The following is an 18,074-nucleotide window of genomic DNA, read 5'->3' as shown; positions in this document are numbered from 1 at the left end:
AGTTTCTAACAATGAATAAGACATTCAAGGTCGCCCGCTCCCTCACACGCGGCACAGTCGTGACGAGCGAGAAGGCTTCCTCCTATCAGGGCAAGGCTGTCAAGACGGTCGTCGCTGCTGCGGTTTCCGCTCTCATGCTCTCCGCCGGCGCCGTCATGGCTGCTGATGCCGAGACCACGACTGATCCGTATACGATTACGAAGGATACGACATTCAAGTCCGGCGATCTCACGGAAGCTGCTGTCAAGAACTTGACGCTCGAAAGCGGCACGCTTACGGTCAACGGCTTCAACCAAGTTCAGAACCTCGTGGTGAATGGCGGCAAGCTGGTCATTACCGGTTCTTCGGACGTTAAGACTTGGGATGGCAATGGCTTCGGCGCTTTTGCTGAAACCAAAGATGCCGATGGACAGTGGGTTGCCACGAAGGCTAACGCCACTGTTGTGAAGAATGCCGAAGTCGTTGTGACGAACGCGAACTTCTTCGCCGGTAAGGCTACCGAAGACACTAAGGGCACGAAGTTCACCTTCGATAATGCCAAGATCACGCTCGCCGGCAAAACCAATGCAACTGCCGGCATGATCTTTGCTGCTGGCTCCACGCTTTCTCTCATTAACGGCACGACGCTTACTGTCGCTGATAAGAATTACGGCGTCCTGAACCTTGGCACCGAAGTTAAAGAAGGCGAGAGGAAGACGGCAACCATCTCGAATTCGATTGTTGATGTCGCCGGCGAACTGGCTGTCGGTACCTATAAGAAGAAAACAGACACGTCAGTTGCTTTCGGCGATACAACTCGGGGTTCCACGACTCAGCTGAACTTCGACGCCAGCAAGCTCAATGTGGCGGCTACCGGTAAATTCAGCTCTGACAACGTCACCCTGAAGAACGGCTCGACGGTCACTAACGCCGGCACTGTCGGCGGTGATCTGTATGTTGTTGATGGCTCCTCCATCACCAACGCTGCTGGTGCAAAGCTGGATGTTGACGGACTTGAGATCTCGAACGGCGGTTCTGTCGTGAACAACGGCACCCTTACCGTTAAAGACATCACCATCGGCAAGGGCGGCGTTCTTGAGACCATTACTGCTAAGGTCGTTGCTGACGCTGCGAAGAAAGTTGAAGCTGCCGAGTTCACTGCGACAAATGTGACGGTCAACGCAGGCGGTACGTTCAAGCTTCTCGACTACAACTCCACCTATGCGAAGGGCACTACGCACGCCCCGGAAGGCACGCAGACTTCAACGAAGGACCAGTACCATGGCACGAATGGTCAGACTCTGACCCTGAACGGTGGTTCTTTCGTCACCGCGACGGGCAATGTTGATCGCGTCAAGGTGGGTTCGCAAACGGAGTCCGGCACTTTTGCAATTAATAATGGTGCCTACACGCTGAAGAGCCTCGTTGTTGGTAAGGAAGGTACGGTCAGGGTCGGAACCTATGGCGAACTGACGGTCGATACGCTCGATCTTTCTGGTTCGACCAATGCAGGTGACACTCCTTCGAATGCAAACATGACCAACAGCGGCAAGCTGACGGTCGGTACGGTTGCGACGGATGTCGTTGCCAGCAAGTTTACGAATAAGGGCAAGCTTTATACCTCGTACGAGAACCTCTTCAAAAAAGGGGCTGACGGCGAGTACACCGAAGCCACGTCGTTCGGCACGGCTCTCAACGATGAAGCTGATACTGGCACGACCTATGAAACCGCCTATGCCGGCAACATCACTGCAAAGCAGTGGAAGGATGCTCAGGCTAAGGTTGGCAACATCGTCTTTGATTCCGCTACGCTCGTTGGCGCTGACAATAAGGGCAATGCCGAGCTGAAGGATGTCGATAGCCTGAACGTTAAGACGGCTACTGTTGATCTGACAGCAACGACTGCCGCCGCCGAAGGTAAGGTCGCCAACAAGACAACGATTGGTTCTGTCGTTGTTAAGCAGACCGGCAGCACTGCCGTTACGTCCGTTACTCTTGCTGGTACAGATGCAACGGCCAATCCGCTTGTCATCCGCGGCACCAACGGCGAATTCCTCACGTTCGACAAGTCGGTTGACGCATCTAAGGTTAAGACGATCAAGCTCGATGCCGTGACGCTCGGCGAAGAAGCCACGGACGGCGCCAGGCTCGAGAAGATTGTGACGATTGGTACCACAGCCGGCCTCAAGGTTGCGGCCGGTGACTGGACGCTCACGGATGTTGCCGGCGAGGGCAATGTTACGGTTTCCGGCGGCGGTCTCACGCTGCTTGGCACCACGACTGAAAACAAGGTTGGCAACAAGACCTATACGGCGCTTGACTTCGGTAATGTCAAGGACAATACGTATACCGGTAATCTCACCGTCGACGCGGGTTCTTACCTCGCTCTCGGCGATTATGCTGCAGAGGCAGCTTCCGCTCTTGCGTCGATTCAGTCTGATCTTGCCGCTGATGAACCGAAGGCCAGCGTTATCTACATTGGTCAGCAGATTCTTTCCTCTGCCAAGGCTAATTTCGCCCTGCCGACCACTCGCGCCAACACGCATAACAACTTTGTTGTCATTGATCTCGAAAACGTCGCATCCACTGCGGGCTACGACAAGACGCAGGGCATCTACAACAATGACACGCCTATTGCCTATGCAACTGTCAAGGCTCAGGGCGTGAATGCCAATGTTCTGACGATCGGTGAGAACGGTGTTGGCTCTCTCAACCTCGGTACGGGTCTCAAGAATCTTGATGTTGATTTCGGCAACGTTTTCTATACAAACGCCACTGCCGACGCAGATGGCTTTGTTGACGTTCTGGTCAACGACTCCGAAGTCAGCGACATGGTTTACGCCGGCTTCCATACGCGCGAACTCGTCAAGAACGCCGTCGAAACCTACACGGCTCCGAAGGGCAATGTGATCGCCAACACGATCTACACGAACTGGGGTGCGTTTGAAGCTGCGGCCGAACAGAAGGCTCTTGATGCAACCATCGCTGCTGGTCTGGTTAAGGAAGGCACCAACGCACTTTGGGCTTCAGACGGTAAAGTTGACACGTCAGTTCTGGAGGCCGGTGTGAAGGTGGTTGATGTCGAGAATCTGTTTGAAGATTCGTACGATGCCGCCATCGCTGATGTCGTTGCTGCGGAACATGCTGCCACCAACATGGCTGTTGCCGGCGGCGCCTTCACGGCTGCCCTCGACTACAACGACCAGGTGACGGCGGCGCTCGATCGCCGTACTTCGCTCGTCAATGCTGAACGCGTCCAGGGCTTCACGCCGTGGGTCGACGTTTTCGGCACGACGAATGAAGCCAAGCGCCTCTACGGCAACGGCCAGGGCTATGAGACCGACATCTACGGTGCCGTTCTCGGCTTTGACTACACCGCTGTCTGCGGCGGCGTATTCGGTGTTGCCTTCAATGTCGGTACCGGCGACGGCAACTCCGTCGGCTCGGGCTATAAGGTCGACAACGACGCCGACTACTATGGCTTCTCGGCCTACGGCGCCTATTCGACCGGCATGTTCAATGTCAAGGCTGACATTGGCTACACCCAGGCTTCGAACGACCTTTCGACTTCTTCCGCCTACTTCGGCTCCGTCAAGGAATCGCTTGATGCCGACATCTTCACTGTCGGTGTCGGTACGGAAGTTCTCGTGAAGGCCGGCGCCTTCAACGTTGTTCCGCACGCCGGCATCCGCCTGAATCGTCTCTCGATGGACGACTCCAAGTACGGTGCTGACTACGACGATATGACCGTCTACCAGCTCCCGCTCGGCGTCGCCGTCTCCTCGACCTTCGAGACGAACGGCTGGAAGGTTGCTCCGATGGCTGATGTCTCTGTTGTCCCGACCTTCGGCGACAAGGATGCGGTTGCCTCCTACTACGGCGGTGTTACCGAAACGACTCGTGTCGTTGACACCAACCCGGTTCAGGGCACGCTCGGTGTTGAAGCGCAGAACGGCGCGTTCACCTTCGGTCTCAACTACCGCCTCACGGCGGGCGGCGACGATCGTCTGAACAACTCGTTCAATGCCAACGTCCGCTACGCCTTCTAATCATTGAAGCATGAGTTCCCGGGCTTTAAGTGAGGCAACTCATGCCCGGGGCTCCAAAACTCATGTTCTCTCTCTCTTCCGCCTTCTCACGAAGGTGGAAGAGAGGAAAAGAGTAGCTTCAATTGTGAGTTCTGGAATTTAGTGTACAGGCATTTAATTTCTCGACTCAGGCGTGTTCAGGCCCGTTTCCGGCGTTAGTTCGGGAACGGGCCTTTTTCTCTCTGATGGTTTTAGAACGAGCGGGGTAGTAATGACAAACCCAGAACCTCCGAAGATTGATTCCATTCGCGTAACGGAGAGACGGGAAACCAGAGCTCTCTCTGAGGAGAAGCGTGCTCAGGCTCTTGAGCTATTCAAGCATGGGATCGGCTATACCAAGGCGTCGAGAATTCTCAACATCTCGGTCAATACCGTACGGGATTGGAGTCGTGACTTCAAGCGTGGGACTTTTCGTACGGAAATCTCTGAGAACCAGTATCGCTATCCTCAGGAAGTCAGGGAGCATGTTATTCGGTTACGGCTCTCCGGACATTCATGGAGCGAGATTCGCAATGCTACAGGCATTTCATCGAGTACTGCTAGGAAGTGGATTGATGAGCATTGTCAAAAACCTGGGCCTAAGAGACAATTATTGTCAGTGAATAGAAATGAATTTTAATTTCTTTAATTTTGTAATTAAACAGAGATGAATTGAAAAATGAACGATCTATATCGAGCCATCATATCATTGGCAACTGTTTTACCATTAAGTATAACGTTTACTTATTTGTATGCTGACTGGATCGTAGAGAAACTTTCATCTCAACTCACTGAGTCCCTGATAGATGTTGATTACCTACGGTTTTTATTGGTCTTTGTGGTAATTGTTTTGAATCTTTGTATTGGATTTGGGGTGGTAAAGTTTTTAAAATTTTTATCTGGAAAAATAGATGTGGCCCCCGTTCGAGTTAATTCTTACAAAGAGCTTGGCTCGGATAGTATTTTGTCTTATTTGCCATACGTCCTGCCGTTATTTATGGGGTCAGGTGAATCTTTGGATCCTGGTGGTTGGATTTTAGGGCTTTTATTGTTGCTCTCATTGTCATGGATCTCTATGACTATTGCGTTTTCTCCTTTACTCCGAATTTGTGGCCTACGGTTTTATGAGGTGGTGTTTTCAGATGGAGAAACGGCCACTTTGCTTATTGATAATTTAAGATTGCGCCCTAAATCAATAGAGTACGCAGCAAAAATTTCCGATAGTTGTTTTTATGGGCTTAGGTGAGAGATATGAATGAACTTGTGTCAGCTGTTACTTTTCTGGGCGTAGACGATGAGGTAAAAGCATTGCGCATTCCTTTGTCGGCTGAGGTTAGAAAAGAGTTAAGCGATATTCTTTATAATCAATATTTTACCTTCGTTAAGTTAACTAAGGTGGAATTTACTAATATTTATAAAACCGAAGATAGTGAACGATTTTATATTGATGGGTATGACGATCCAGATAAGACAATTGAAGTTTTTGATGCCATCTTGTCAGGATCCAATAAGGACACCTTAACTAAAGTGGATGACTTGGCAGAATGCAATGCTTTGTTGACTCGCATTCCTCAACTTCCGGATCTGATCCTTATTCAGCGTTTTACAAGCTACTATTTCGCCGATCGAAGCAAATTTCTCGGTCTCTATGATGGAGATACAGTCGCACATATAAATTCAAGTGCTTTTGCATTCCCGTCGAGCATTACCGGTGTTTATAACAAAAAAACTCGTGAACTATCCTTTGTAAGTGTGCAGACGATTAAATCTGCGCTACCGGGTTTTGCTGACTACTATGTTCCTGAGGCAAAATCTGAAGACATCAAGAAATTTTTGACTAATAGCTTCTTTGACGAAGAAAGCGTTAAATCATTTAGAGAAGATGTGCCTGTGCAATCAGGGCGTTTGTTTATGCGGTTGATAAATAAACAGCAAGATTTAATGACAAAGATGCAGAAATTTCAGCAATTTGATGCAAAGCTAAAGATGGGGTGCTATAAAAATGGGAAGATTGTGATCAGTAATGATGCTAGACGACTGAATATTACTCTTAGAATATTGCTGGGGGATGTCTATGAAGACGATGGTGATTTGTATTTAAGTAATTCAAGACGGCCTCTCAAACCTTTTTAGTTATTGGGATTAGGCGTTGGTGTTGCCTGGCAATTTTCAATATTTGAAAATAAATGGTCTCGCGTTGATATTTTATGATGAGATTGTTTGTTGAATGATACAATTGCATAAATTGTTGAAGTTCTCTTGAGTAATTAATATTGTAAAAAGAGATTTAAATTTAAGGTATGGAAGAAATTCATCAAAATGCACTGTTTCATATGGAGCGCTCAGGCTTCAGCGAAGTAGGGAAATTTATCCAAATCGACCTTGATAAAATAAAACGTATTTGCACCCTGTTCCCTGATTGCAGAAAAATTTTCATATCCCGTCAGCGTGGGTTCGGGAAGTCATTGCTTGTCTCTGCCTTTGAAATTCTGTTCAAATCTGGCGTCAACGAGTTTGCTGGTTTTGCTATTCAAAATCTCAGTTCTGATCGAACATTTCCTGTTGTTCGACTTGATTTCTCATTGTTTAAGAATCAGAAGATAATTGAAAGTTTTCATGTAGCATTCAATAGCTTCATCGCATCTTCTTTCTCTCCATTAGGATTCAAATTCGATCCGACGAACACTTCTATCCGCTTTATCGATCAATTGAAGGTATGGCTCAGTACACTCAATCACAATTCAATCGTTGTACTGATTGATGATTACGACGTGCCGTTGATCAATTCCCTTGACGATCCCGAGCTCTTTGCTCAAGTGAGCCGTGTCATGAGTGAGTTCTATGCTGCGATCAAGGAATACGAAGGTTGCCTGCGATTTCTCTTCGTGACGGGCGAGATTAGAATCGTATTTAATGGCATCTTCGGCGGCTTCAACATTCTCGAAGACATCACATTCGATCCCGACTATGGAACGATGCTCGGGTTTACCGAAGCTGAGATTGAAAGCAACTTCGGCGACTATCTGAAGAATGCCGAAGTTGTACTTAATCTGAGCAGGGAAGAGCTTCTAACGGAAATGCGCAGGCATTATGGAGGCTTCTGCTTCGACTCCGAAGCAGAAACGCAAGTCTTCTGCCCTGAATCGGTTTTGCAATTCCTCAGCCACCCGGAAAAAGGCTTCCAGAACTATTGGTGCAGGAATGAAGGAGAGCGTTCAGCCCTCTGGGAATTCATCAAACGCCAGGCACTCCGCTCGCCCGATATATTCAAAAAGCCCACAAGCATCACGTTGGATGAGCTCGAAGGCTTCAGCTCCGGCCAGGATATCTCCCTCAAGGCGCTTCTCGTGCAGACGGGCTGCCTCACCATCAAGTCGAAGCTCAATATGGCCGAGGTGGAACTCGGATGCCCCAACAAAGAGGTTGAGCATTTTCTGGAGGAACTCTGCGCCGAAGATAAACTCAAGCGCGGATCGCCAATGCACCAGTAACGCGGGATAAAACTGCGCCACCCCGCGCGCAGCGATCAATACCAGGAATCAGCAATCCTTCTCTCAGTGGATTCTCCTTTGATTGTCCGGGTCATCCTTTTCGTGATGACAATCCACCCGAAGGCTGGCAAAAGCCCATCCAATGGACAAAGCGAAGCTCCTCGCCGCAGAGAAAGACGCCGTTTGCTGAATTCGCCGAATGGAGGGCGCCGCATCTCATCGATGCAACCAGTCGAATTCAAAGGAGATCCTGAGTCGAAGCGGCAGCCCGGGATCTCGCAGCTCTCATAAGGGCCTCAAAGAACAGCCATCTGAGGCCCAATGGCGTAAACGCACGCATAGTCTCACGCTTGCGTCCCCGCATCCCGCAAACGCTTCCGCTTCCCCGGGAGTCCCGCCATCCAGGGGAACGCTTTCTCATGAGCCGCTCTGAACGCATCAATCGTCGCCTTGTCGGCAAGCGTCGCATCCACCATGTCGAGCCCGTCGAGAAGCATCTGCTTGTGGCGCGGTGCGATGTCGAAGCGCCATGGATTATGCGCGCCAGCGGCTTCAATCGTCTGAGCCGAAAGGTTGAGCGTAAGCTCCACCGGCTCCGTCTCCGACAGAACGGAAAGAATCTCCGCTCCGTCCTCAGGCGTTACACGGGCAGCGAGGAGGCCGTTGTTGAAGCAGTTCGAATAAAAGATTTCGCCGAAGGAGGGCGCAATGACGACGCGGATGCCGTACTGCATCAGTCCCCAGACGGCATGCTCGCGGCTCGAGCCGCAGCCGAAGTTGGGACCGGAGACAAGGATCCTCGTCTTTTCAAACCCGGGGCGATTGAGAACGCAGTCGTTCCGTGACGTTCCATCCGCATTCATGCGGAAGTTCCAGAGAAGCCCCTGAGCAAGTCCGGACTTGTCGATCCCGTGCAGAAACTGCTTGGGCATCAGCTGGTCGGTGTCAAGATTGTCGATATCGATGGGCGCGGCAACCGCAGTGAGGGTTGAGAACTTTTCCATTTTTCTTTTCCTCCGGACAATCCTTAAAGCCTTTCGAGCGTGTTGGGGTCCGTAAGGACTCCCATGACGGCAGAAGCCGCCGCCGTTTCCGGACTCACGAGATGCGTTCTCGCGCCTCGTCCCTGGCGTCCCTCGAAATTGCGGTTCGTGGTGGAGGCGCACCGAACGCCGTCGCCCAGGATGTCGCCGTTCATAGCGAGGCAGAGGGTGCAGCCGCTCTTACGCCATTCGAAGCCCGCGTCCTTGAAGATGCGGTCGAGCCCCTCGGCTTCCGCTTCACGCCTCACGCGCATGGATCCCGGCATAACCTGAGCCCGGACGCCCGCATGCACTTTCCGGCCCTTCAAAATCGCTGCGGCCGCCCGGAGGTCGGAGAGCCTTGCATTCGTGCAGGAACCGATAAAGACATGCTGAATCGGAACGCCCGCCATCGTGCGGCCGGGTTCAAGTCCCTGATATTCGAGCCCGCGCTTTCCGGCTTCCCGCTGGATCGGATCCTGGAAATCTTCTGGGTCGGGGATGGGTTCATCAAGCGCCGTTGCCTGATCCGGCGACGTGCCCCAGGTGGTCATCGGGCGGACTTTCGAAGCGTCGATCACAACGCTTTCATCCCACTCAGCATCCGGGTCGCTTCGAAGCGTCTTCGCGTAAGCGGCCATGGTTTCAAATTCTTCTTCCGAGAGCCCTTCAGCATGCGTCTTCACCCAGTCGATCGCCTTGTCGTCGGGCGCTATAAGGGCGCCTCTGGCGCCGGCTTCAACCGTGAGGTTGCAGAGCGTGAAGCGCCCTTCCATCGGGAGGGCAGAGACGGCTTCGCCCGTGTATTCGACGACCTTGCCGAGAGCGCCGCGGGCGGAAATCGTGCAGAGCACCGTGAGGGCAAGGTCCTTCGGCGTCGCTGTCGACGGCAATTTCCCTCTGATCTCAATCCTCATGCTGCCCGCAAGCCGGTAGACGAGAGTCTGAGTCGCGAGGATGTGCTCGATCTCGGACGTGCCGATCCCAAAGCCGAGCGCCCCGAGAGCCCCGTGCGTCGTCGTGTGGCTGTCGCCGCAGATCACGACCATTCCGGGGCGGACGAGCCCCTGTTCGTCCATGAGAACGTGCTCGACGCCCTGGTCGGGGTCGTTCGGCCCATAGAAGGCGTCGATTCCGAAATGACGGCAGTTGGCTTCGAGCGTTTCCGCCTGAACGAGGCTCGCGTGGTCGTGAATGACGCGGGGAGTGACGTCCTCGCTCGGGATGATGTGGTCGACGACGCAGAGGTGCGCATCGGGGACCGCTACCGGAATCCCGCGGTCCCTCACGCCCGCAAAGGCCTGGGGCGACGTGTATTCATTAGCGAAGTGCGCGTCGCAGTAAAGAAGCACGGTTCCCGCATCGATTTTCTTCACCGTATGGGCGTCGACGATCTTCTGGTAGAGCGTGCGGGGACGCACAGAAGCGCGAGGAGTTGAGCATTCCTTTGAAAGTGCCGTCATGTTGAGGGGTTCTCCTTTTCTGATTTTCGTCCCGTTTCGTGAGGCAAGGGACAGGGAGTCGGCCGGGGTCAGCAGGGCTTCGGAGAAAGCTCTGACCCATCCCGGCATCCCCGGCCACCCGCTTCGCGCGGGCGTTCGGGTGGGGCGGCGATGCCGCCTCATCCCCGAAACGACTGCGATTCGTTTCCCTCAAAACGGGAGAGAGGTTTTTCTCCTTACCTTACGCCTCCTTCCGGAGCCGTGTACGGATGCTTCGCAAAGTAATAGTTGAGAAGCACTGGAACGAGGAAGATCGTGCCTATGGTTGAGGCGACGGTGCCGAAGATGAAGGTAATTGCCAGGCCTCCGAAGACCGGATCCGGGATGAGGATGACGCTCCCAAGGAGAATCGCAAGGGTCGTCAAAAGAATCGGTCTCAGCCTCACCGCGCCCGCGTCAATGAGTGCGTCCTTAAGGGGCAGTCCTGCCTTGAGGTAATCGATCACGAAGTCGATGATGAGGAGCGAACTCCTCACCACGACCCCCGAGATTGCCGTCACGCCGACAAGGGACGAAGCTGAAAACTGCACGTTCATGAGCCAGTGCCCGGGGAAGATCCCGATGAAGCAGAGAGGCACCGCGGAGAGCGCAATCATCGCAAGACCGAAGGAGCGGTAGTAGGCGACGAGGATCAGGAAGATGGCGCCGACCGATAGAAGGAGCGACTTCGCGAGATCCCGGTAGCTGTCGAGCATCATCCTCATTTCGCCCTGCCAGAGGAGAACGGCTCTCGAGCGCGTGAGGTCGGGGCGCTCGTCCGCCCACGTGAGGTTCCCGGTCGCAAGCGTGCCGCCGCCAGGGAGGGCGAGGCCGCTCAACCGCCGGTCAAGATCGAGCACGGCGTAGGTAGGCGTCGTGGAGGCGAGTTCGCCACCGACGGCAGCCGTCATGACGCCGTCCTTCTTGTCGATCTCCCTCGGCTCCGTTCTCGGGACGGAGGTCACAATTTCCGAGAGCGGCACGCGCACGCCCGCGAACCCCGGTACCGTGACGCCGGATAGAAATGCGGGATCAAACGCTTCGCCCCTGGCGATTTCCACCCGGATAGGCTGGGCGAGGCGTTCGCCAGGAGCATGGGCGTAGCCGATGACGGACCCGTCGGTGAGAGCCTTCAGTTCATGAGCGGCCAAGGCTGGAAGGACGCCTGCGCGGATCGCTTTTTCCCGGTCGATCGAGAGCGCGATCTGAGGGCGGTCGGCTTTTGCGGTGTTCGTGACTTCAGCCATGTCGTAGGTCGAGCGGAATTCCGCTTCAACCCTGTCGGCGAGCCAACGGAGGAGCTCCGGGTCCTTCGCGTAGAATTCCGCATAAAGCGTCCCCTTGAGGGGCGGTCCCGGCGGGTCTTCGAGGACCTGAATGGTGCTTCCGGGCCATCTGGCGGAAACGGATTTGAGCGCCTCGCGCAATTCAGCCGCAATGACGATCGAGCTTCTCTCCCGCGTCTTCTTGTCCGTGAGATTCACGCGTACCGCACCGATGGTGCTTCCTTTCTCCGGGCTCATCCGCATCATGGAGTTGAAGTCCGGAACGTCGGCGAGCCCCGAGGAGCTCTGCCAGTTTCTGACTTCCGGGATACGGGAGACGATCTCCGCTACGTCCCGGACGGCGCGGTCGGTCACTTCAACCGGGGTTCCCGAGGGCATCTCCACCGTCACGTTGAAGGTGTTCTTGTTGTCCTTCGGCAGGAACCCCATTTCAACGCCGAACTCGGGCGAGGGACCGCCCGGGCCCGAAGGCCTCACGAGCTGCCAGAAGGGCATCGCGAAGGAGAGCGCAATGAGGAGAATCAGAATGAGAACGTAAAGCGCTTCGCGCTTCGGATGCCCGATCAGGGACTTTGCCGGAATGCTGTACCAGGTTCCGAGCCTTCCGCCCGGAATGTCCTCAGCCCTGGAAGCTGCCTCACTGTTCTTCACCGGCTTCACTTTCGGGGCCGGCATCCACCGGAGCGCCGCCCAGGGGGCGACCGTATAGGCAATGAGGAAGGAGGCGGCAAGCGCCACCGGCACGGCAAAGCCCACGGGATAGAAGTACTGCTTCGGCATCCCGGTGAGGGCCGGAATGAGGGACGCAAAGACGAGCATCACGGCAATTGTCGCGAGAAGCGTCGCGCTTCCGATTTCGCCGGGTGCCACGATCGAGCGCTCCATCTTGTCCGCTCTGGTACGTATGGGGGAGAGCCCGTAGTGGCGCACGATGTTTTCAATGACGACGATCGAATCGTCGACAAGGAGCCCGAGCGCAATGATGAGCGCATAGAGCGTAAGTCGGTTGATGGTGAAGCCCGTGAGTCCGACGACGCCCAGCGTTATCGCGAGAATGAGCGGCACCGTAATCGCGACGATCCCGGCGGCTCTCCAGCCAAGAAAAACGAGCGTTACTGAAACGACGGCGAAGACCGCAATCCCGAGGTGCTCGATCAGGGTGTTGACGGCATCGTTCGCCTTGTCGCCGTCGTTTCGCGTGACGTAGACGCCGACATCCTGCGGGATGACGGAGCCCTTCATGCGCTCAATGCGCGCAATGGCGGCCTCCGCCACCGTCACGGCGTTGGCGTTTTTGCGCTTCGCGATGGCGAGCGTCACGCTCTCCTTTTCGTCGATTCCGGCCTGAACCTCTCCGGCATTTCCCCTGCAGTCCGTTCCGGACAATCCGCAGCCGAAGCGCGTGGAGTGGGTTCGGGTCTCATCCGGACCGTCGGCAATGCGGGCGACATCCCTCAAATGGATCGGACGGCCTTCGGGCGACATCCCGACAACGAGATTCCGAAGGTCTTCGGCGCTTTCGATGAAGTCCGACACCCGGACGGAAGCTTCCTTCCCGTCCTCCATGATGTTCCCGAGGGGCCCGGCGACGCTTGAGGCGGCAAGCGCGAGCTTCAATTGCGCAAAGGAAAGACCGAAGGCGGAAAGCTTTTCGGGTTCAACCGTGACCAGAAGCTCCCGGTCCCGTCCGCCGTAGACCGCGGTCGTCGAAATGTCCTCAAGGCCCGATAGGTCGTCGAGAACGCTCTCGGCAATGCGTTTGAGCCCATAGTCCCCGTACTTGTCGGAAACGAGGGTCACAGCGAGAATCGGCACGTCGTCCACGTCGGCGCTCTTGATGAAGGGGCCGATCACGCCGGGAGGCAGGGCGTCCCTGCCGCCCATCACGCGGTCGGCGAGCTTCACGAGCGAGGCTTCCTTGTTTTCGCCCACCTTGAACTGAACGGTGACGAGGGCTCCGGAATCTCTGGCAGTCGCCCAGACGTGATCAACACCGCTCACCTGGTTGATGATGGCTTCCAAGGGCCTCACGACTTTCGCTTCCACTTCCGCGGGCTCCGCACCCGGCATCACGGCAATGACGGCGGCAGCCGGCATCGTGATCTGCGGGTTCTCCTCGCGGGGAGTCGTGAGGATCGCCCAGATGCCGAAGAGAAGCGCCGCGATCATGACGATTACGGTGAGCTTTGAATCGATGAAGAGCGCGGCCATCCGGCCTGTGATCGTGTGTTCGCTTTTGAGATCCTCTGCGGAAGCAAGATCTTCCGCCCTGGGAGCGCTGGAATGCATTTGAGGCGCGTCGGATTTGGGTTTCATTCCTTCGCTCCTTCAGGCTTCGATGCGGCGTCCTTCAAGGGGTCTTGAGTCTCTGAAACCTTCACGGGGCTCCCGTCGCGAAGCGTTCCGTAAGGATGGTTGATGAGGGAGTCGCTCTCGCTGCCGGCATTGAGGCCGGCGAGGACCTCAGCCTGACCGTTCTGACGTTTCCCAATTCTCAGCCACCTGAACTTCGCCTTTCCGTCCTCAAGGACGAAAGCGCCTTCAAGTCCCCCGCGGGTGGCGAGGACGGATTCAGGGATCCAGGGCGAGGCGGGCTCCGCTCCGCCATCGAGCTTCACTTCAACCCGGACGTACATGCCGGGCCTGAGGCGCGCTTCGGCCCTGGTCCGATCGTCCTCGGAAAACGCAATGCGCGCAAGAGTCGTTCTCGAAATCCGGTCGGCGGATTCGGTCGTGCGCTCAATGGTTCCCGTGAATGGCGAATCGTCGCCCTCAAGCCTTACGAGGGCTTCCGTGCCCGTTTGAAGGTTCTGACGCTGGTTCTGCGGGATTGAAAATTCCACCTTGGGGTTCGTTTCCGAATCAACGACGACAATGGGAAGACCGGGAAGCGCAAGATCGCCCTCGCGCTTCAGAACCCGGGCGACCCGGCCGTCGATGGGCGAACGCACGGTGGTGTAGGCGAGCTGCGCCTTCGCGGCAGCGAGCATGGCCTCAGCCTGACGTTTGTCGCTCTGGGCGGCTTCATTTTTGAGCGTGATCTTCCGCCAGTCGTTTTCCGATACGAGGCCTTCTTTGTAGAGCGCGGAGAATTTCTCATGGTCGAGCGCCGCATCCCTGGCGGCTGCTGCAGCCGCCGACACTTTCGCGGCGGCTGTCCGCACGCCTGCCTCCACATCCCGGGAGTCGAGCCGGGCCACCACGTCGCCCGCCTTCACGAGGTCGCCTTCCTTTTTCGGAATGGCCTCGATGTAGGCCGAGAGGCGGCTCGCGGCTTCCACGCGGTGGTCGGGAACAACTTCGCCGAGCGCGGTGATCGACTGAGGGACGCTCAGGGGCGCAATGATCTCAACGGCTTCGACGGGGAGCTCCGTTTGAGGTTTTTGAAGAGGCGCATCAGCCTTCCCGCAGCCGGAGAGGGCAAGAGAGAAGGCGAGTGAAATAGCGAGGGGTATGGCGAGGGAGCGGCTCAAAGCGGAAATCGGGCTCAGAGAGTTTGAAGCGGAGAACTGCATGCGGCTCATCTGGATTCTCCCGGTTCGGACGTTTTGCTTGATCGGCAATTCGTTTGCGACTCCCCGGGCGGCGTGCATGAAAAGCCTTCAGGGAAAAGGATTCTGAGGATGCTTCGCTTGATCCGATCGGGCGTGAAGTTTCCTTCCTCAGCTCCGGGAAGCCACTCGAGGGTTTTTCTCGCTTCAAAGGGCATGAGGCACATGCCGGCGACGAGAAGCGCCCAGTGCTGGCGGTCCTCCGTGATGCCGAGTTTCCCTGCAAGGTCGTAAAGGATCCGGAAGGTTTCGCGATAGGCAATGTCCGAGCATTTCCGGGAGCGCTCCTCGTCCGGATCGAGGATGGAGCGCTGAATGAGAAGCGACAGGTTCGGGTTTTCAAAGAACCGGTCGACGAGAAAGCTCACGAAACGCTTCAGCTTCTCCCGCGGATCGGGGATGCCCGCCACCGCTTCCGTGAGTCCCGTGATGTGGATCCGGGCGAGTCTCTCGCAGACCGCAAGCCAGAGGGCGTCTTTGCCGGGGAAGTGGTAGTAGAGCGCCGCCTTGGTGATGCCGACGTCTTCGGCAATCTCCCGCATGGAGACGCCGTCAATGCCCGCTGCGGCAAAGCGGGTTTCCGCGGCATTGAGGATGGCTTCCCGCGAGTCGCCCTGGTGAGACTCTCTGGATTCGTGTGCTTCCATGACGCTTTCTTTTCTTTCTTGAAGACTTTCTGCCGGCGCTATTGACTAACCGGTCGGTAAGTGAATTCTAGCCAGTGGAGAAACCCTGATATCGACAAAGAGCCAATACTCTCTGACAGGCGTCAAAGCTCTTCTTTACGCGGAGCGGGAAAGCCCTGCCGCGAAGAACCGGCGGCCTATCATGAGCTTTCGTTTTTCTGAGACCCTTTCTCTGAACGAGGTCATTCATGCGCTTTCGCACTGCCCGTCCTGCCGACGCTCCGAAGCTCCTTGAGATTTACCGCGAATACATCGATACGACGATTACGTTCGAGTACGCGCTTCCGTCCGTTGAGGAATTTGCGGGACGCATCCGTTCGATTACCGAATTCTTTCCCTATCTCGTGCTTGAGGACGATGCGGGAACAATCGTGGGCTACGCCTATGCGCATCACCACATGGAGCGGGCGGCTTATCAGTGGAATGCGGAGCTCTCGATTTACCTTTCGCGCGCGCTGGCGGGAAAGGGCTGGGGACGGAAGTCCTACAGTCTCCTGCTTGAACTCCTCGCGCTTCAGGGCATGAAGGCCGCTTACGGGTGCGTCACGTCGCCCAATCCGCCGTCGGAAAAGCTTCATAAGAGCCTGGGATTTGAGCTCGTCGGCACCTATCCGCTCGCGGGCTGGAAGAACGGAGCATGGCACTCGGTGAGCTGGTTCAGAAAGGCGATCGGGAGCTACGAAGGCGAACCCGTGCCGCCCAAAGCCTTCGGAGATTTGCCTTCCGAGCAGGTCGAAGCCGTGCTTGAGCGCTGGGCGAAGGCATAAGCGGACAGCCGGAAGCCTTTTCGAACAGAAAAACACATTTTCTGCCGATTTTTGGGGACGGCTTCAGAGTTTCATCAGCCTTTCCCGGCTAGACTTGCCGCCATTCAACACCCGGAGCCCTGAGCCCCGGGTTTTATTTGAGAGTTCAAAAATGAAGATTTCTGCGCGCAATACCCTTGAAGGCAAGATCCTTTCCATCAAGGAAGGCCCGGTTTCGACCGAGGTCGTGATTGAAACGGCTGCCGGCGAGAAGCTCGTCTCCTCCATCACGACGACCTCCGCCAAGACGCTCGGCCTCAAGGTCGGCGGCAAGGCCTACGCCATCATCAAGGCGTCGAACGTCATGATCGGCGTTGACGACTGAGACGCTCTTTGGGGTTGACCCCAGACGAAAAAATCCCCTGACGGATCTCTCCGCGAGGGGATTTTTTTTCGGGCCGATCCGGGGCTTTCTTCATGAAGCGCGCTGCATGAAGCCCCGTCCATTTATTTGAGTTCCCGCGTGAGCCCGACCGCAACGCCCTCAATGTCGAACTGCTCGCCTTCGCGCGGGCGGATCACCGCAGTGCGGTACTGTGAATTTTCGGCATGGAGCTCGGGCTTTCCCTTCGCGTCGAACCTGAGCCTTCGGACAACAAGTTCGCCCGAATAGGAGGCGAGCACGATGCTCCCGCTTCTCTGTTCGGCAGAGCGGTCGATCACAAGAATGTCGCCCGAAAGAATGCCCGCATCCGCCATGGCGTCGCCCTCGACCTCGATCAGAAAGGACGAGAGCGGCCGGCGCACGAGTATCTGGTCGAGCGTCACGCGCTCGTCCCTGCAGTCGGCCGCGGGCGACGGGAAGCCGCAGCCCGCGGAGAGCGAAAGGCGCACGAGCGGATAGCGCCGGGAGTGACGGCAGACAAGGCCGATCCGCCGGCGGACGGAAGACTGCGGCTTCAATTCCTCGGGCGCGTGGGTGGGATTCATGGCTTATCCGGCTGATTTGGTTTAGACGGGCTGCTGATTGTCCTGAGCTGCGGGATTCAGATCACCGGTAGGAGCGGATCACGTGCCGCACGATGCCTTCGATCACGAACTGTTCGGTTGTCCGCGGTCTGAGGACGGGGTAGCGAACCACTGAGTTTTCGCTCCGAAGCTCCGGCCTTCCGTCGATCACCTTGAGGCGCTTCACGAGGAAGTTTCCGTCGTAGCAGACGAGCACGATCTGGCCGCTCCGGGCTTCCGAAGACACTTCGACAATGAGAAGGTCCCCCTCGAAGATGCCGGCATCCACCATGGAGTCGCCTGAGGCTTCAACGAGAATGGTCTTCCCGGGTTTCGGAACGAGAAGGTCGTAGAGGTCCGTTTCCTCGGTTTCCGCTTCCGAAGCAGGTGCCGGGAACCCGCAGGCCGCGCGGAGGTCGAGCTTGGGGATCGTGCAGTCGGACGTTTTCTCCTTCGGCACCTGAATCGTTTCAGGCTTGATGCCGGGAGAGAGCACGCCGCCGCTTCTCTGAAGGGCGTCGATGAGCGCTTCCCTCGCCCAGCGGGAGCCGCCGCGGTCCTTGACGGCCTGCATGAGGGCTTCGTTCACGCGCATCGTGAGAAACCGCCCCTGAACCTCGTCCTCTGCTTTCCTGGGACGTCCGGGCTGACGCTTGATCGGGGCTTCTTCGGGAACGGGCTTCTTCTCGGTCATGGCAGAAATCCTTTGAGTTAAACTTTCACGTTAGACGGTTATTATAGATAGTGTTTTGGTACT

The 18,074-nt window shown here is 56.0% G+C and carries 14 protein-coding genes; 7 read left to right on the top strand and 7 right to left on the bottom strand.

Features of this window, described 5'->3' with window-relative positions; genetic code table 11:
• Positions 1-11: 11 nt before the first annotated feature.
• From Q0106_RS05770 to Q0106_RS05755, 5 genes are all read left to right on the top strand, one after another.
• Complete coding sequence (locus tag Q0106_RS05770) at positions 12-4,028, top strand: autotransporter domain-containing protein (protein ID WP_297610135.1); 4,017 nt, start codon at positions 12-14, stop codon at positions 4,026-4,028.
• Positions 4,029-4,278: 250 nt separating this feature from the next.
• On the top strand, positions 4,279-4,686 hold the full coding sequence (locus tag Q0106_RS11885; RefSeq protein WP_366139486.1) for a helix-turn-helix domain-containing protein: 408 nt from the start codon (positions 4,279-4,281) through the stop codon (positions 4,684-4,686).
• A 39-nt stretch (positions 4,687-4,725) separates the two neighbouring features.
• Positions 4,726-5,292 (top strand): hypothetical protein, encoded by a 567-nt coding sequence (locus tag Q0106_RS05765; protein ID WP_297610133.1) that lies wholly within the window; start codon positions 4,726-4,728, stop codon positions 5,290-5,292.
• A gap of 5 nt (positions 5,293-5,297) precedes the next feature.
• Positions 5,298-6,179, top strand: coding sequence for a hypothetical protein (locus Q0106_RS05760; protein ID WP_297610131.1), 882 nt, complete (start codon positions 5,298-5,300; stop codon positions 6,177-6,179).
• Positions 6,180-6,346: 167 nt separating this feature from the next.
• Positions 6,347-7,537 carry an AAA family ATPase gene (locus Q0106_RS05755; protein WP_297610128.1) on the top strand — a complete coding sequence of 397 codons (1,191 nt, stop codon included), beginning with the start codon at positions 6,347-6,349 and terminating at the stop codon, positions 7,535-7,537.
• A gap of 344 nt (positions 7,538-7,881) precedes the next feature.
• On the opposite strand, the gene leuD is transcribed toward Q0106_RS05755, so the two are convergent.
• The 5 genes from leuD to Q0106_RS05730 form a co-directional block, all read right to left on the bottom strand.
• Positions 7,882-8,541, bottom strand: a complete 660-nt coding sequence (gene leuD, locus Q0106_RS05750; protein WP_297610125.1) for a 3-isopropylmalate dehydratase small subunit — start codon at positions 8,539-8,541, stop codon at positions 7,882-7,884.
• A gap of 23 nt (positions 8,542-8,564) precedes the next feature.
• Positions 8,565-10,022 (bottom strand): 3-isopropylmalate dehydratase large subunit, encoded by a 1,458-nt coding sequence (gene leuC / locus Q0106_RS05745; protein WP_297610122.1) that lies wholly within the window; start codon positions 10,020-10,022, stop codon positions 8,565-8,567.
• 215 nt (positions 10,023-10,237) lie between these two features.
• Positions 10,238-13,642 (bottom strand): efflux RND transporter permease subunit, encoded by a 3,405-nt coding sequence (locus Q0106_RS05740; protein WP_297610119.1) that lies wholly within the window; start codon positions 13,640-13,642, stop codon positions 10,238-10,240.
• Positions 13,639-14,850 (bottom strand): efflux RND transporter periplasmic adaptor subunit, encoded by a 1,212-nt coding sequence (locus Q0106_RS05735; RefSeq protein WP_297610117.1) that lies wholly within the window; start codon positions 14,848-14,850, stop codon positions 13,639-13,641. Before Q0106_RS05735 ends, Q0106_RS05740 begins: the two co-directional genes overlap by 4 nt.
• The gene (locus tag Q0106_RS05730) at positions 14,847-15,524 is read right to left on the bottom strand and encodes a TetR/AcrR family transcriptional regulator (RefSeq protein WP_297610115.1); all 678 of its coding nucleotides are present in this window, start codon (positions 15,522-15,524) and stop codon (positions 14,847-14,849) included. The genes Q0106_RS05735 and Q0106_RS05730 overlap by 4 nt, the downstream gene beginning before the upstream one ends.
• Positions 15,525-15,751: 227 nt before the next feature.
• Here Q0106_RS05730 and Q0106_RS05725 point away from each other — a divergent pair, with 227 nt between their 5' ends.
• Together Q0106_RS05725 and Q0106_RS05720 are read left to right on the top strand one after the other, a co-directional pair.
• On the top strand, positions 15,752-16,330 hold the full coding sequence (locus Q0106_RS05725; protein ID WP_297610110.1) for a GNAT family N-acetyltransferase: 579 nt from the start codon (positions 15,752-15,754) through the stop codon (positions 16,328-16,330).
• Positions 16,331-16,481: 151 nt separating this feature from the next.
• Positions 16,482-16,694, top strand: a complete 213-nt coding sequence (locus Q0106_RS05720) for a molybdopterin-binding protein (RefSeq protein WP_139687121.1) — start codon at positions 16,482-16,484, stop codon at positions 16,692-16,694.
• Between the two features lie 122 nt (positions 16,695-16,816).
• On the opposite strand, the gene Q0106_RS05715 is transcribed toward Q0106_RS05720, so the two are convergent.
• Positions 16,817-17,299, bottom strand: a complete 483-nt coding sequence (locus tag Q0106_RS05715; RefSeq protein WP_297610107.1) for a S24 family peptidase — start codon at positions 17,297-17,299, stop codon at positions 16,817-16,819.
• A gap of 61 nt (positions 17,300-17,360) precedes the next feature.
• A complete protein-coding gene (locus tag Q0106_RS05710; protein ID WP_297610104.1) occupies positions 17,361-18,011 on the bottom strand; it encodes a S24 family peptidase in 651 nt (216 codons plus the stop codon).
• Between the last annotated feature and the right edge of the window lie 63 nt (positions 18,012-18,074).

Origin of the sequence: uncultured Sutterella sp. (genome assembly GCF_937923675.1) — a bacterium.
Lineage (GTDB): Bacteria > Pseudomonadota > Gammaproteobacteria > Burkholderiales > Burkholderiaceae_F > Sutterella.
Note: the sequence above shows the minus strand (reverse complement) of the source record. Positions and strands in the feature narration are given on the sequence as shown.